The organism is Corynebacterium sp. HMSC062A03 (genome assembly GCF_001811145.1).
GTDB lineage: Bacteria > Actinomycetota > Actinomycetes > Mycobacteriales > Mycobacteriaceae > Corynebacterium > Corynebacterium aurimucosum.
On sequence record NZ_KV803680.1, the window covers coordinates 56,774 to 73,070 of the forward strand.

Consider the following 16,297-nt stretch of genomic DNA (forward strand, 5'->3'; position numbering starts at 1 on the left):
TCCGATGCGTGAAGGTTTACGGCTCACGTACTTCGTCTCCTACGTTTGAAGGGCTGTGGCCGTGCAACGCGAAATGGCGCGCATCCAGCCAGGACTGCAAAATTTCCACCGCGGCAGCTTGGTCAATGACCGAGCGACCACGCTTCTCTGACACGCCAGAGGCCCGCAAAGCAGAGGTTGCCACCACCGTAGTGAGGCGCTCATCCACCATGCGTACGGGCGGAGGTTCCTTCATCCTGTCATCTTTTGCCAAGCGGCGGCGGATACGAAACGCGATTTCCTTGGCATGTTTAACACTTGATGAGCCGTTGCCTTTGAGATCACGCGGCAGGCCAACGGCCACCTCGACGGCGTCATACTCATGGATCAGCTCGAGCAAACGGTCAATATCGCCCTTGTCGCGGTCCTTAAACCCGGTCTCACGCCGGACGGTTTCGACCGGCATGGCCAAGCGCGCGTCTCGGTCAGATACCGCCACGCCGATGCGGACGGTACCGACGTCGAGGCCCAAACGGCGCCCCGGGCCGGGATCGTCGACGCCTGGTTTGTCAGGCTCTACGGCCATCGTGCTCCTCCTGATTCTGCGACTCAGCTATTTGCATGCACCTTACTAGTGCTGACCGAGCTCGTCGCGTACAGCATTGAAGGCCGCCTGCAGGCCGCCCGCGTTCGCGCCCGAGCCCTGGGCCATGTCCGGCTTTCCGCCGCCCTTGCCGTCGACATAGCCAGAAATAACCTTGACCAAGTCACCAGCCTTGACACCGCGCTCGACTGCAGGCTTAGTGGCGCCAACGATGAACGGGAGCTTGCCGCCCTCGTTCTCCGATGCCAGGACAACCACACCGGCGGCATCACCGAGACGGTTCTTGATATCAGAAGCCAGTGTGCGCAAGTCTCCACCGTTGACCCCCTTAGGCAGCTTGACAGCCACGAGGGTGAAATCGTTGACGGTCTTCGCAGTAGAGATCATCTCCGCGGTCTGGGACATGAGCTGGGCCTTGTGAAGCTCGGCGATTTGCTTCTCTGCGGCCTTGAGCTTCTCCGTCAGCTGCGCGATGCGCTCCGGCAGGTCCTCAGTCTGGACCTTGAGCTCACGAGAGACCCCCTCGACGAGGGCGGTCTCCTTCGAGTAGTAGCGGAATGCATCCAGGCCCGAATAAGCCTCGAGGCGGCGCGCGCCCGAACCCACGGAGGATTCGCCGAGGACAGATACCGGGCCGATCTCTGCAGTGTTCTTCACGTGCGTACCACCGCAGAGCTCGATGGAGAAGGGGCCGCCCATCTCCACGACGCGGACCTCAGAACCGTAGTTCTCACCAAAGAGGGCCATCGCCCCCATCTCCTTGGCCTTCTCCAAGGAGGTCTCGATGGTATTGACCGGGAAGTGCTGGTCCACCGCCTGGTTAGTCACCAAAGCGATCTCATCGAGCTGCTCCTGCGTGAGCTGGTCGGTGTAGTTGAAATCAAAGCGCAGGTAGCCCGGACGGTTCAAGGAACCAGCCTGGACTGCGGTCGGGCCCAGCACCTGGCGCAGCGCGGCGTGGATAAGGTGCGTTGCGGAGTGCGCCTGCACAGCGCCGTGGCGCCACTGCTGGTCAACTGCGGCGGTCACGCCATTGCCAAGCTCAAGGCCACCGGCGGTCACCGTGGCCTTGTGAACCCACAACTTCTTGCCAATCTTCTGAACATCCTTGACCTCCAGCAGGGTCTCGCCCGCGATAATGCGGCCGCGGTCGGCGGTCTGGCCACCGGCTTCGGCATAGAGCGGCGACTGGTCCAAGATAACCTCGACCGTGTCCCCTGCCTGGACCTCGGAGACCTTCTCGCCATCGCGCACAAGACCGATGACCTTGGCGTCCGACTCCAAGGTCTCGTAGCCCGTGAACAGCGTCGGGTGGTTATCCACCCAGTCACGGTACAGAGACAGATCAGCATGACCATGCTTCTTGGCTTGGTTATCCGCCTTGGCGCGGCGGCGCTGCTCACCCATGGCGGCGTCGAAGCCTTCCATGTCTACGGTCAAACCGGCTTCCTGCGCCATTTCCAGGGTCAAGTCGATGGGGAAACCATAGGTATCGTGCAGCTCGAAGGCCTTTTCACCGGACAGGACTTTCGGGGTAGCTGCGCGGGAGGTGCTCTTCAGCTCGATCACTGCTTCGTCGAAAAGCTTGGTACCCGACTCCAAGGTCTTGAGGAAGGCCTTCTCCTCTGCCACGGCAACGCGCAGAATACGCTCGCGGTTTTCTGCGATCTCCGGGTAGGACGGCGTCATGGTGTCCATGATGGTGTTCATGAAGCGCTCCATGGTCTCGCCTTTCGCGCCCAACAACTTGGCGGAGCGAATGATGCGACGAAGCAGGCGACGCAGGATGTAGCCGCGGCCCTCGTTACCGGGGGTAACGCCATCCAAGATGAGCATCATGCCGGTACGCGAGTGGTCCGCCACCACGCGGAAACGGATCAGGTCTTCCTTCGGCGCATCCGGAACGTACTTCGCACCGGTGAGCTCTTCGGCTACGTCGATGACTGGGCGCAGCAGGTCCGTTTCGTACACATTGTCCACGTCCTGCAGGATGCAGGCGACGCGCTCGATGCCCATGCCGGTATCGATGTTCTTCTTGGGCAGCTCGCCCACGATCTCAAAGTTGCCCTTGCCAATGCCTTCGCCGCGCTCGTTCTGCATGAAGACCAGGTTCCAGATCTCCATGTAGCGATTATCGTCCGCGACGGGACCACCGTCCTGGCCATATTCCGGGCCACGGTCATAGTAGATCTCGGAGCACGGTCCGCACGGGCCAGGAATGCCCATGGACCAGTAATTATCCTCCATGCCGAGGCGCTGAATGCGCTCGCGGGGAACACCGATTTTGTTGTGCCAGATATCGGCTGCTTCATCGTCATCGAGGTAGACCGTGACCCACAAACGCTCGGGGTCAAGCCCCAAGCCACCATCCTCTACCGAGTTCGTCAACAGGTTCCAGGCGTGGGTAATGGCCCCCTCCTTGAAGTACTGGCCAAAGGAGAAGTTGCCTGCCATCTGGAAGAAGGTGTTGTGGCGGGTGGTAATGCCTACTTCCTCGATATCCAGGGTGCGCACGCACTTCTGGATAGAGGTCGCCGTACCGTTAGCAAAAGGCGGGTTCTGCTGGCCCAAGAAGTAGGGCTTGAAGGGAACCATGCCGGCGTTGACGAAGAGCAGGTTCGGGTCATCCAGGATCAGCGATGCGCTGGGCACGGCCTCGTGGCCGGCCTTGACGAAGTGCTGGGTAAAGCGTTCCCGGATCTCATGAGTCTTCACGAGCAAAAGTCCTTCACTGTTGAATGGTTTCTAGTCAGCGCTCAACTTTACCCGTCCGGTGCTCTGCTTAGCGACGCCGCCCCCGGATGATGCCCCGCAACCTCCCTAGGTACTCGCGCACCCGTTTTTCCGCGCCGTGGTCGGTGGGCTGATAATACTCGGCATCGGTGAGCGTCTCCGGTAAATACTGCTGGGCTAGCACACCGCGTGGATCATCATGCGGGTACCGGTAGCCGACAGCGTTTCCCAAGCGCTTGGCACCCTCGTAGTGGCCGTCGCGCAGGTGCGGCGGGACGTGTCCGCTCTTACCGGCCTGGACATCGGCTTGGGCAGCGTTGATGGCATTAATAACGGAATTCGACTTCGGCGCCGTGGCCAGGTGGATCGTGGCCTGCGCCAGCGGGATGCGCGCCTCGGGCAGGCCAATCAGGGCCGCAGCCTCCGCCGCGGCCACGGCGGTGGGCAAAGCGGTGGGATCCGCCATCCCAACGTCCTCGGAGGCATGCACGATGAGCCGGCGCGCTATGAAGCGCGGGTCTTCGCCGGCCTCAATCATGCGGGCAAGGTAGTGCAACGCGGCGTCCACGTCGGAGCCGCGGATGGACTTAATAAAGGCGGAGACAACATCATAGTGCTGGTCCCCGTCACGGTCATAGCGCACGACCGCGCGGTTGACGTTGTCTTTGAGAATGTCGACGGTGAGCTCGCCGCCATCCGGCACCGCTTCGGCGGCCGCCTCGAGATAGGTCAGCGTCCGTCGAGCATCACCGCCGGCGAGCAGCACCAGCTGATCCAAAGCGTCTTCCGTGGCAGTGATTCGCCCCGCCAAACCGCGCTCACTCCTCAGCGCCCGCTCCGCGAGGCTGCGGAGGGAGACATCGTCAAGCGGCTCCAAGTGCAGCAACAGCGAACGCGAAAGCAGCGGCGCTACCACAGAAAACGAAGGATTCTCGGTGGTCGCGGCCACGAGAAGGACAGTGCGGTTCTCCACGGCCGCCAGCACCGCATCCTGCTGGGTTTTGGAGAAGCGGTGTACCTCATCGATGAAGAGCACCGTGCGGCGACCTTCGATGAGTTCGCGACGCGCATGAGTGATCACTTCGCGGACTTGCTTAACACCAGAGTCCAGGGCAGAAAGCCCAATGAAGTTATCCCCCAAGGAGGAAGCGATCAGGGAGGCGAGCGTTGTCTTTCCGGTTCCCGGCGGGCCGTACAGGATGACCGAGGCTTCCCCCGAGCCCTCCACCAGCCGGCGCAACGGGGTCCCCGGCTCCAGTAGGTGCTTCTGCCCCACCACTTCATCGAGGCTCTGCGGCCGCATGCGCGCGGCAAGGGGTGAGCCTGAATGAGTTGCAAACATATCGGGGCCACCCGGCAGGCTGGGCGCTGACTGGTCATCGCCGAAGAGTGACTCCTGCCCCATCAGGACTCCCGGAGACGGGAAGCAACTGCGCGGCCAAATGCGGCCACCACGGAGCATCCATCATTCTTGCACTGCGCGGCAAACCGCGACAGCGCCTCGAAAGTTTCATAAAGATCACGGCGGATGAGAGCCTCATCCTCGGTGAACGGCCCCTGGTCGGAACGGCGAAGCAACGAGCGATGCGGGTCACGATAAATCTCGGCGTTGCCCTCCGCCAGAGCTACAACGCCTTCGATCCCGCCGGCATACATGGTGGTCACGCTCGACAGGGCCCAGCCTATGAGGCAGGCCACCAGCAATTCATGCAGCGTCTTCTCATCAGCAAACTGGGGCCACACATCGACGATGCGGCGCTGCCAGGCTTGGATGAAGATTTCCGCTTCGCTATCAGTAATCGGCCGTGAGAACAGGAATTGTGGGAAGCCTGCAACAACGCAGGCCACGTCAAAGCCAACGTTACGGAAACCAGCCCATTCATAATCCAGGAAGGTTAACGCTGTCCCCACGATGATGTTGTCTGGGGACAGATCGAAGGGGGTAAAGGCGCGGTTGCGGCCAGAACTAAAGCTCTGCATGGCGGTGCGAGCCAATTCGCGAACGTGTTTCGGCGGTTCCAGTCCGGCCTCATTGAGAATGTCAGCGCCGATCATGATGGAGCTCTTCAGCGAATCATCACGTAGCGCCTGGTGCTCAGCGTATTCGGGATGCCGGCGCAGCTGACGGTTCAGCAGGGCCTCGTAATCCTCCTCGCGCCCTGCGGTTCCTGCGTGCATCTTGCCCAGCGCGCTGCCCAGGGATCGGAGCAGCTCGACGCGGTCTTCATCGCTGCTGTGGGCGAGGGCATCCGCCAAGGTGTCGCCATCGCCCGCGTCGGTGAGCACGAGGATGCGCTTTTCCACATCGTGCGCAAGAAGGACTGGGCCTGGGCGGACCTCTTCAGACAGCGCTGTGGTGAATTGATAGGCCACCACTTCACGCAGGAGTGCGGCATCATCAATAGTGTGTCCGGTGACCGGGTTGTACTTGATGACGACCGACCGATGTGGAAAGAAGGCACTTGGTGTCGTGCGGGCACGAAGCACCACAGCATTGCCCGAGCCGGTGAGCTGTTGAATGTCACTCAACTCAGGCTCGCCGCCATAGCGGCGGGAAATCATCAGCGATGCTTCCGCCACCACGGCATCAGCCGCAGAACTGTCCATGGACTCGTGTCCCATCGAATTCACTTGCTTGCCTGCCTCCACTAGTCGTAGGCCCAACTACCTTACCGGCGCTGCGCGGTCTTAAGACTCCTTCCCAGCCTTTTCACCCTGTGCAGCCTTAGCCGCCTTTTCCGGCTTGAAGTCCACGCCGGTCTCCTTGCGCTGCTCAGCGGGGATGGTGCCCGGAGCATCGGTCAGAGGATCAACGCCGCCGCCCGACTTCGGGAAGGCAATGACGTCGCGGATGGAATCGAATCCGCCCAGCAGGGAGACAATGCGGTCCCAACCGAAAGCAATGCCGCCATGCGGCGGGGCACCGAACTGGAAAGCGTCGAGCAGGAAGCCGAACTTCTCCTGCGCTTCCTCTTCACCAATGCCCATGACATCGAAGACGCGCTTCTGCACATCCTGGTCGTGGATACGGATGGAGCCGCCGCCAATCTCGTTGCCGTTGCAGACGATGTCATAGGCGTAGGCCAAGGCCTCTCCCGGATTCTCATCAAAGTTATCCAGGTACTCCGGCTTCGGCGAGGTAAAGGCGTGGTGGACAGCCGTCCACTTGGAGTGACCCAGAGCCACATCACCCGAAGCGGTGGCATCGGCGGCCGGCTCGAAGAGCGGTGCGTCCACGACCCAGGTGAAGGCCCAGTCGCCGTCCTTGATAAGGTCCAGCTTCTTTGCGATCTCACCGCGCGCAGCGCCCAGCAAAGCACGGGAAGACTTTACGTCACCGGCGGCGAAGAAGATGGCGTCGCCCGGCTTAGCACCGACGTGCTCGGCAATGCCCTCGCGCTCGGCGTCAGTAATGTTTTTGGCCACTGGGCCGCCCAGGGTGCCGTCCTCGGCGATGGTGATATAAGCCAGGCCCTTCGCACCGCGCTGCTTTGCCCATTCCTGCCACGCATCGAACTGGCGGCGCGGCTGGGAGGCTCCGCCTTCCATGACGACAGCACCGACGTATTCGTTCTGGAAGACACGGAAGGTGGTGTCCTTGAAGAAGTCGGTGCACTCCACGATCTTGATGTCGAAGCGCAGATCCGGCTTGTCAGATCCGTAGTACTTCATGGCATCGGCGTAGGTCATGCGCGGGATGGGCGTCTTAATCTCGTAGCCGATCAGCTTCCAGAGAGCGGATACAATCTCTTCCGCTAGTGCAATAACATCGTCCTGGTCTACGAAGGACATTTCGACGTCGAGCTGCGTAAATTCAGGCTGGCGGTCCGCGCGGAAGTCCTCATCGCGGTAGCAGCGAGCAATCTGGTAGTAGCGCTCCATGCCGGCCACCATGAGCAGCTGCTTAAAAAGCTGCGGAGACTGCGGGAGTGCGTACCAGCTGCCCGGCTTGAGGCGGGCGGGCACGAGGAAGTCACGAGCGCCCTCCGGGGTGGAACGGGTCAGGGTCGGGGTTTCAATCTCAGTAAAGTCGTGGTTGTCCAGAACTTCGCGGGCGGCGCGGTTAGCGGCGGAGCGCAGGCGCAGAGCCTCGTGCTGACGCTCGCGGCGCAGGTCCAAGTAACGGTACTTCAGACGGGTCTCTTCACCGACTTCACCGGAAGAAGACGGATCATCAATCTGGAACGGCAGCGCTGCGGACTTGTTGAGCACCTCCAGGTCCGAGACGTTAACCTCAATCTCACCAGATGCCAGGTTTGCGTTAGCCGAACCTTCCGGGCGCGGCTCCACTACGCCGGTAACCTTGACGCAGTATTCAGAACGCAGATCGTGGGCGCGCTCAGCTACCTCAGATTCGCGGAAAACCACCTGGGCAACGCCAGAGCGGTCACGCAGATCAATGAAGATAACACCGCCATGGTCGCGACGGCGAGCGACCCAACCCGTCAGGGTGACGGTCTCCCCTGCCATCTCCTTGCGCAGTTCGCCTGCCAAATGTGTACGCAGCACTCTCGTTCAATCCCTTCTCATTGTTGACGCTCGCACCCACACACGCCACGCGTAGACAGCACGCGCCGAGGGATGCAAGTACTTGAACGGCCCAAGTCTACCGCCCACACCGGACTTGCACAGCGCTAGGGTGAGCACCGTGTGCTTAACAGCAGTCCACCTATCGAGCAGACAGCACCTACGGCTTGTGGCAAAATCTCTGGCATGACTTTTAAATCTGGCGCCAATTTTGATGGTAAGCGAGCTAGCTCCGGCGGTGGAGGCCGCGGCGGCATGATCGCTACCGGCGGCGGCATTGGCTCTCTCCTTCTCATTGGTCTCTATCTACTCCTCGGCGGCGATCCCGGCGCCATCACCGAAAGCGATCCCCAGACCGACCAGACCCAGGTGGGACCAGAGGAAAGCGGCGAAGACGCATTTGCGCACTGCCAAACTGCTGAGGACGGCAATAAGTACGACGATTGCCGCGTCATGTTCGCCGCCCAGTCCGTCGACAAGGTCTGGGCCCAGCAGTTGCCGGATCAGGCAGGCATCGAGTACGTCGAGCCGGGCCGCGTCATCTTCAACAACACCACCATGTCGGGCTGCGGCCAGGCTTCAGGCGCTACGGGCCCGTTCTACTGCCCAGCGGATGAGTCGGCCTACTTCGACACCGCCTTCTTTGATCAGCTCCGCAATTTCGGCGGCGAGAATGCTCCTCTGGCCCAGATGTACATCGTGGCCCACGAGTTTGGCCACCACATTCAAAAACTGGAAGGCACGCTCAGCTTGTCCAACTACAACGAGCCCGGCGAGGATTCCAACGCTGTGAAGATTGAGCTGCAAGCTGATTGCTATGCCGGCCTCTGGGCGCACTACGCCGATGAGGGCGAAGACGCTTTGCTCGAAACGATTACTGAACAACAAGTAACCGATGCCGTGAACACCGCTCGTGCTGTAGGCGATGACAACATCCAGCGCCGCTCGGGCGGCGAAGTACGCCCGGACATGTGGACGCACGGCTCCTCCGAGGACCGCGCTCAGGCCTTCCTCGCTGGATATAACACCGGCAAGATGGAACAGTGCGATACCTTGGGCCGAGGCGTCTATAAGTCTTAATACTGCACTTAAAAGTACTAGTGCGGCCGATGAAAGGTCGCACCACCCCCAAATGTGCCAGAAAAGTGCAGATTAAATTCAAATACATGAAGTGTTTACCTGCCGGCAATCTTGATGCTTTACCCTGATCAAGTTCCCGCCGGATTGTGGTGGGATCCGCTCTGTCTTTAAAAGCATAAAAGAACCGTGCGTGATGCCATCACCCTGCACCGCGACAGGCACATTATCCCCTGCTTTCACGGCGCATTCGCCCTGCCTGTGGCAGCCCGCGCTTCCTCATCACGCAGCGTTCTCTTCATGAAAGGAACGACGTTTTGAGCACCGCCACGCCGACGATGCCTGACCTCGAATCGATGAATGGCAAGAACAAGGACTGGATTTGGCACTTGTTCTTCGGCGCCATCACCGCTGTCACGCTGATCTTCTTCATCATTTGGAGCAACGGAGAAGTTGCTGAGGGGGCTAATCGCGTAGTCCTGATTACAGCGATCATCTTCGCCCTATTCATGGCCTTCAACATTGGCGGCAATGACGTCGCCAACTCCTTCGGCACCTCCGTGGGTGCAGGAACCTTGTCGATGAAGCAAGCCCTCGCGGTCGCTGCGGTCTTCGAGGTATCCGGCGCCATCCTCGCTGGCGGTGAGGTGACGGATACCGTCCGTTCCGGCATCGTGGACCTTGATGCAATTGACGGTCTAGACCCGATGGAGTTCGTCTACATCATGATGGCATCGCTCCTAGGCGCCGCCATCTGGCTACTCGTCGCCACCCGGATGGGCTGGCCGGTTTCTACGACCCACTCCATCGTCGGCGGTATCGTCGGCGCTGCACTGACCGTCGGCTTCATCACCGGCAAGGGTGGCATGGACATGGTGCAGTGGGGCGGAATCGGCACCATTGCCTTCTCCTGGGTCCTTTCCCCAGTTCTTGGTGGCATTGCCGCCTTCCTTCTCTTCAAGTGGATCAAGTCCTCCATCTTGGTGTACAACGACGCTGCGGACGAACGCCTGCGTGAGATCAAGGTTCGTCGCTCGGCACTACGCAAGGAGCACAAGACCCGCTTCGAGCGCATGAATGAGCTGCAGCAGATTTCCTACACCAACGCCATGGCTCGTGATGCTGCTCTCACAGCGGAAGATGATTATGACCCAGAGGCTCTCGAGTCCGACTACTACCGGGACTTGCATAACCTCAACAAGGATCTTGAGGACATCAATGCGCACCGCGCCCTGGAGAACTGGGTCCCGCTGCTGGCTGCTTTGGGCGCCATCATTATTTCCGCGATGATGCTTTTCAAGGGGTTGAAGAACACCGGCGTTGACTTCTCCACCCTGGAGAACTTCCTGGTTATGGGCATGGTAGGCGCCGTGGTCTGGATGGCTGTGTTTATCTTCGCCCGCTCCCTGAAGAAGAAGTCCCTGTCACGCTCGACCTTCCTTCTCTTCTCGTGGATGCAGGTCTTTACCGCTTCGGCCTTCGCGTTCTCACATGGCTCGAACGATATCGCTAACGCTATTGGCCCCTTCGCCGCCGTCTTCGACGTCCTGCGGACGAACCAGATTTCCGATGAAGTCACTGTCCCTCTCCCGGTCATGGTGGCCATGGGTATCGCCCTGATTTCTGGCCTCTGGTTCATCGGCCGCTTCGTTATCCAGACGGTCGGTTCGGGCCTGACTCAGATGCACCCCTCCTCCGGTTTCGCCGCTGAACTGGCCGCCGCTGCCGTCGTCATGGCAGCGTCCCTCTTGGGCCTGCCGGTCTCCTCGACCCACATCCTCATCGGCGCTGTCCTGGGTGTCGGCATCGTAAACCGCGCCGCCAACTGGAAGCTGATGAAGCCGATCGCCCTCGCGTGGGTTATCACCCTCCCGGCAGCGGCAGCCATCGCAGCCGTGACGGTTTCTATCCTGCGCGTCGCCTTCTAAAGCTTCAGCGCATCACACGCGCACAGCACATAGTGCCCTATCGCCGCGAGTGCCCCAACAACCGGGGTCCTCGCGGTGATTGTGTTTTAGCGACCGGGCACAGCACGCACTGCCAAATCCGTACACTGGGGTTTCATGAGCGATAACTCCCTGGCCAGATTCTTTTCCGCCTTCAACGACATTGAACAATTTCTCCGCCAGGCAATTGGGGCGAAGAATTCAGATTCTTTCTGGTGGATTGTTGATCGCGCACACGACAAACATCTGTTGGGCAAGCGCCAAGCGGAACAGTTGAAGGACTTTGGTAACCTGCGCAATGCCATTGCCCATGGCCGCTACTTCGACGGCGCACCCATCGCTACCCCACACCCACAGGTCATCACGCAGCTGGAAAACCTGCAGCGCCTTCTCACGGATCCGCCTACGGCGCAGTCCCTTCTTTCTGACCGTGACGTAACCATTCTTGCCCCCGAAACCCCAATCATGGAGGCCTTACGGCTCATTAACCAGACCGGCTATTCGCAGATCCCTATCTATGATTCGGGGACTTACCAGGCGCTGCTCACGACCAACGTCATCGCCCGGTGGATTGCGGCTGATTTGGGAGACGATGGCGTGGTCAATGCGGCGTCGATTAGCGCCGTTCTGGAATTCGCCGAGAAGAAGGACCGCGCGGAGTTTCTGCCCCGCACAGCCAGCGCGCAAGAGGTTATCGATGCTCTCACAGAGGCCACCGTAGATGGCGTCCATGCCAGCGCAGTCCTCCTCACCGAGCATGGAAAGCCTTCGCAGCGCCCGCTGGCTATCGCGACACCGGGGGATCTCGCAGTGTTGGTCGACGCCCTCGAATGGGAATAATCTCCTGGTACATTATTATTGACACGTCACAGAAGGGAGATTGGCATGCAATTCGGAGTTTTCAGCATTGGTGACGTCACGCAAGACCCGACCACCGGCCGCACCCCCACCGAGGCCGAGCGCATCCGCGCGATAACGGAAATCGCACTCAAGGCGGAGGAGGTAGGGCTCGATGTTTTCGCCACCGGCGAGCACCACAACCCACCTTTCGTCCCATCGGCACCCACCACTCACCTGGCCTATATCGCGGCACAGACAAAGAGCCTTCAACTCTCCACTGCCACCACGCTGATCACTACCAACGACCCCGTCCGCCTCGCGGAGGACTACGCCTTTCTCCAGCACCTCGCCGACGGGCGCATCGACCTGATGCTGGGCCGCGGTAACACTGGCCCGGTCTACCCGTGGTTTGGCAAGGACATCCGCGAGGGCATCCCCCTCGCGGTGGAGAATTATCACTTGCTGCGCCGTCTCTGGCGTGAGCCCGTCGTGTCCTGGCAAGGAAAGTTCCGTACCCCTCTCCAGGGATTCACCGCCACACCGGCGCCGCTCGACAGTATCCCGCCCTTTGTCTGGCACGGCTCCATCCGCTCCCCGCAGATTGCCGAACAGGCTGCCTATTATGGCGATGGCTTCTTCCACAACAACATCTTCTGGAACAAGGAACACACCGCGAAGATGGTGAACCTCTACCGCAACCGCTATGAATCCTATGGGCACGGCCGTGCCGATCAGGCCATCGTGGGCCTCGGCGGGCACGTTTTCATCGGGTCTACTGAGCAGGAGGCGAAGGATTTCTTCCGCCCCTACTTCGATAACGCTCCGGTCTACGGCCACGGTCCTTCCCTGGAAGAATTCACGGCTCAAACCCCCTTAACGGTAGGCACCGTGGAGCAAGTGGTGGAGCGCACGCTGCAGTTTGCTGATTGGGTTGGTGACTATCAACGCCAGCTTTTCCTCATCGACCACGCCGGACTGCCGCAAGAAGTGGTGCTAGAACAGATCGAAATCCTCGGCACCCAGGTCGTGCCGGAACTGCGCCGCCGCTTTGAGGAACGCCGCCCAGATCATGTACCTTCTGACCCACCGACGCACGCCACGCTTGGCTCCTATCCCCCACACGCGCTGGTCAGCCCTGGAGAGGAGAAATAAATGCGCTCACTCGTGGTTGTTACGGCTGGGCTGTCCTTGCCGTCGTCGACGCGCGCGCTTGGCGACGCCCTCTCATCCGCCACCACCGCCCATGTCACCGCCCGGGGTGAAGGCGTGGACATCACCGTCGTGGAGCTACGCGAACTCGCGGGCGAGCTGGCCGAGGCCATGACCAACTGGGTTTCGCCCACGCCCCGTCTTAACGCGGCACAGTCCGCGGTGCTGGATGCCGACGGCCTCATCGCGGTCAGTCCCGTGTTCCAAGGAAGCTACTCGGGCCTGTTCAAGATGTTCTTCGACACCTTGGAGCCGCATTCCTTGGAGGGACTTCCTACCCTTATCGCGGCCACGGGCGGCTCCAGCCGGCATGCGCTGGTTCTGGACTATGCCCTGCGGCCTCTACTCAATTACCTGCACGCCACGGTGGTCCCCACCGGTGTCTTCCAAGCCACGGAGGATTATGGCACCGCGGAGGGCACGCGTAATGAAAGGCGCATCGAGCGTGCCGCTAGGGAGTTAGCGGATCTCATGGTGCGCCCGCTGGACCGGGTCGCTGGGCTTACGGGCACCCTCAGCGAAACGCAGGAAACGCCCCAGGACAGTTCCGAAGACATACTGGAATCGGATCCTGCCGGTTTCCGCGAACTCCTCTCCCGCCACGACGGCCAACCGGACTAAGCAGCTATGGAGGCCTCTCGGTACTATCGTAAAGCGTAACTTATTTAACGCTTCTAAGGAGGTTTGACCCCACATGACAATTAGCGTGACCGATATCTTCTCCATCGGCATCGGCCCTTCCTCCTCTCATACCGTCGGCCCCATGCGCGCCGCCAAGGCTTTCCTCGAGACACTGGATGAACACCCTGCAAAGGTCCACGTCGTACTGCGCGGCTCGCTCTCTGCTACCGGCCGCGGCCACGCTACAGATCGCGCCGTAATTTTGGGCCTTGCTGGTTGGGACCCACTGTCGGTGCCGCTCGACGCCGAGCCGCGCGCTGATGCCTTCATCCCCAGCGAGGGCTCCATCTCAGGCCCTGCAGGTAAGGTGCAGTACAGCATTGAGTTCAACAACGAGCCGGTGCCAGAACACCCGAACTGCCTGATTTTCACTGCCTGGGACGAAGACGGCTCCATCCTCGCCGAGAACACGGAGTACTTCTCCGTCGGCGGCGGCTTCATTCTGTCCCGCGAGGAGTACAACGCCCAGCTCGAAACCGACACTGGAGTTCCGGCCGGTGTCGCTGCGGCGACCGCCGAGGACGCCGTTCCTTATGAGTTCCAATCGGGTGAGCACCTGCTTCACCTGTGCGCGGCCAACGACATGGACATTTGGGAAATCGTCGCCGCCAATGAGGCAGTCCTGCACCGCGAAGAAGGCGGACTCGACTACGTCTACCAACACCTCGACCTTGTGTGGGACATCATGCGCGAATGCGTGACCGAGGGAATTTCCACCAAGGGAATCTTGCCTGGTGGCCTCCGTGTCAACCGCCGTGCGCCGCAGATGTACCAACAGTTGTTGGCCAAGCAGGACGACGAGTCTTGTGGCTTTTCCGCAATGGAATGGGTAAACCTCTACGCGCTCGCCGTCAACGAGCAGAATGCCGCCGGCGGCCGCGTCATTACTGCACCGACGAATGGCGCCTGTGGGATCATCCCGGCGGTGCTCCATTATGCCCGCGACTTTATGGCGGACTTCACGCGCGCCGATGCCCGCCGCTACCTGCTCACTGCGGGTGCCGTTGGCATCATCATCAAGTCCAATGCCTCCATCTCCGGCGCCGAGGTGGGCTGCCAGGGTGAGGTGGGCTCCGCCTCCTCCATGGCGGCGGCCGGTATGGCTGAGCTGCTCGGTGCAACCCCGGAGCAGGTGGAAAACGCCGCCGAGATCGCGCTTGAGCATAACCTCGGCCTGACCTGCGACCCTGTTGGCGGCCTGGTGCAGATCCCCTGTATCGAGCGCAACGCTATTGGCGCCGTCAAATCCATTAACGCCGCTCGCCTAGCGCGCATGGGTGAGGGAACGCACCACGTCACCCTCGACAACGCGGTCCGCACCATGGCCGAAACCGGACGCGACATGCTCTCCAAGTACAAGGAGACCTCGCTCGGCGGCCTAGCGAAGACGATGGGCTTTACCGTCTCCCAGGTGGAGTGCTAAACCAGCTGACGGAGCTGGTTGACGATGTCCCCCACAGGGACGTCGCGCTGCTCGTGCGCGCGCAGGTCCTTGAGCGCCACGGAGCCAGCCTCTAGCTCTTGGTCACCGAGGACGAGTGCGAAGCGGGCGTTGGCACGATCAGCGCCCTTCATCGCTCCCTTAAGGCCACGGTCGCCGAAGGACATATCGGCAGCAATGCCGGCCTTACGCAAGTCATTGATGATGCTGACCATCTTCTGCTTCGCCGCAGCTCCCAAGGCCACACCGTAGACGGCCACGCGCTCGTCGACACCCTCGAGCTCGACTCCCTCAGCCTCGAGGGCCAGAATGGTGCGGTCTACGCCAAGGCCATAGCCGATTCCGGACAGTTCCTGCCCACCAAGCTGGGCCATGAGGCCATCATAGCGGCCGCCGCCACCGATGCCGGACTGCGCGCCAAGGCCATCGTGGACGAATTCGAAACAGGTCTTTGTGTAATAGTCGAGGCCGCGGACCATGCGCGGGTTGATGGTGTAGGGCACGTCCATGTCATCGAGCAGGCCGGTGACCGTTTCAAAGTGCTCGCGGCACTCGGCATTGAGGTGGTCAAGCATCAAGGGAGCATCAACAAGCTGCTCCTGGACCTCTGGGCGCTTGTCATCGAGCACGCGCAGGGGATTGAGCTCCGCGCGGGCCTTAGTGTCCTCGTCTAGATCCAGCTTGAACAGGAACTCCTGCAGCTTCTCGCGGTAGGCCGGGCGGCAGTCGTGGTCACCCAAGCTGGTCAACTCAAGGCGGAATTGGCTCAGGCCTAGGCTGCGGTAGGAGCGATCCGCCAAGGCAATAATCTCGGCATCCAGCGCCGGATCATCCACGCCGATGGCCTCCACACCGACCTGCTGCAGCTGACGGTAACGGCCCGCCTGCGGGCGCTCGTAGCGGAAGAAGGGGCCGAAATAGTTGAGCTTCACCGGAAGCTGACCGCGGTCAAGGTTGTGTTCAATGACCGCGCGCATGACACCCGCGGTGCCCTCTGGTCGCAGCGTCACGGAACGATCACCACGATCGGCGAAGGTATACATCTCCTTCGACACCACGTCCGTGGACTCCCCTACGCCGCGGGCGAAGAGCGATGTGTCCTCAAAGACGGGGAGTTCGATGTGCTGGAAGCCGGACAGGTGTGCCTGATGTACGAAGGCCTCACGGACCTTGGCAAAGATGGCCGATTGCGGCGGGACGTAGTCCGGCACACCCTTAGGCGCGGACAGGGCTTTGAACTGCTTCTTATCACTCACGCCC

At 60.9% G+C, this 16,297-nt stretch carries 12 protein-coding genes; 6 read left to right on the plus strand and 6 right to left on the minus strand.

The genetic code is table 11. From position 1 onward, the window contains the following. Positions 1–16 precede the first annotated feature (16 nt). From ruvX to aspS, 5 genes are all read right to left on the minus strand, one after another. A complete protein-coding gene (gene ruvX / locus HMPREF2781_RS06605) occupies positions 17–565 on the minus strand; it encodes a Holliday junction resolvase RuvX (protein ID WP_070446844.1) in 549 nt (182 codons plus the stop codon). A 45-nt stretch (positions 566–610) separates the two neighbouring features. Next, positions 611–3,298, minus strand: a complete 2,688-nt coding sequence (alaS, locus tag HMPREF2781_RS06610; protein WP_070644869.1) for an alanine--tRNA ligase — start codon at positions 3,296–3,298, stop codon at positions 611–613. A 67-nt stretch (positions 3,299–3,365) separates the two neighbouring features. Next, positions 3,366–4,721 carry a replication-associated recombination protein A gene (locus HMPREF2781_RS06615; protein ID WP_070644871.1) on the minus strand — a complete coding sequence of 452 codons (1,356 nt, stop codon included), beginning with the start codon at positions 4,719–4,721 and terminating at the stop codon, positions 3,366–3,368. After that, positions 4,721–5,938 carry a phosphotransferase gene (locus HMPREF2781_RS06620; RefSeq protein WP_083308536.1) on the minus strand — a complete coding sequence of 406 codons (1,218 nt, stop codon included), beginning with the start codon at positions 5,936–5,938 and terminating at the stop codon, positions 4,721–4,723. Before HMPREF2781_RS06620 ends, HMPREF2781_RS06615 begins: the two co-directional genes overlap by 1 nt. Before the next feature lie 66 nt (positions 5,939–6,004). Continuing rightward, complete coding sequence (gene aspS, locus HMPREF2781_RS06625; protein WP_070446838.1) at positions 6,005–7,825, minus strand: aspartate--tRNA ligase; 1,821 nt, start codon at positions 7,823–7,825, stop codon at positions 6,005–6,007. 204 nt (positions 7,826–8,029) lie between these two features. Here aspS and HMPREF2781_RS06630 point away from each other — a divergent pair, with 204 nt between their 5' ends. The 6 genes from HMPREF2781_RS06630 (at position 8,030) to HMPREF2781_RS06655 (ending at position 15,019) form a co-directional block, all read left to right on the plus strand. Continuing rightward, positions 8,030–8,923: a KPN_02809 family neutral zinc metallopeptidase gene (locus HMPREF2781_RS06630; protein ID WP_070446836.1), complete on the plus strand. Its 894-nt coding sequence runs from the start codon at positions 8,030–8,032 to the stop codon at positions 8,921–8,923. 314 nt (positions 8,924–9,237) lie between these two features. Beyond that, positions 9,238–10,848: an inorganic phosphate transporter gene (locus tag HMPREF2781_RS06635; protein WP_070446835.1), complete on the plus strand. Its 1,611-nt coding sequence runs from the start codon at positions 9,238–9,240 to the stop codon at positions 10,846–10,848. A gap of 135 nt (positions 10,849–10,983) precedes the next feature. Next, complete coding sequence (locus HMPREF2781_RS06640; protein WP_070644873.1) at positions 10,984–11,706, plus strand: CBS domain-containing protein; 723 nt, start codon at positions 10,984–10,986, stop codon at positions 11,704–11,706. A 45-nt stretch (positions 11,707–11,751) separates the two neighbouring features. Next, complete coding sequence (locus HMPREF2781_RS06645) at positions 11,752–12,858, plus strand: LLM class flavin-dependent oxidoreductase (protein ID WP_070644875.1); 1,107 nt, start codon at positions 11,752–11,754, stop codon at positions 12,856–12,858. Beyond that, positions 12,859–13,536: an FMN reductase gene (locus HMPREF2781_RS06650; RefSeq protein ID WP_070644877.1), complete on the plus strand. Its 678-nt coding sequence runs from the start codon at positions 12,859–12,861 to the stop codon at positions 13,534–13,536. A 73-nt stretch (positions 13,537–13,609) separates the two neighbouring features. Next, entirely contained in the window at positions 13,610–15,019 is a 1,410-nt protein-coding gene (locus HMPREF2781_RS06655; RefSeq protein ID WP_070644879.1) for an L-serine ammonia-lyase, read from the plus strand. On the opposite strand, the gene hisS is transcribed toward HMPREF2781_RS06655, so the two are convergent. Further along, positions 15,016–16,293, minus strand: a complete 1,278-nt coding sequence (gene hisS, locus HMPREF2781_RS06660) for a histidine--tRNA ligase (RefSeq protein ID WP_070644881.1) — start codon at positions 16,291–16,293, stop codon at positions 15,016–15,018. The genes HMPREF2781_RS06655 and hisS overlap by 4 nt on opposite strands. Between the last annotated feature and the right edge of the window lie 4 nt (positions 16,294–16,297).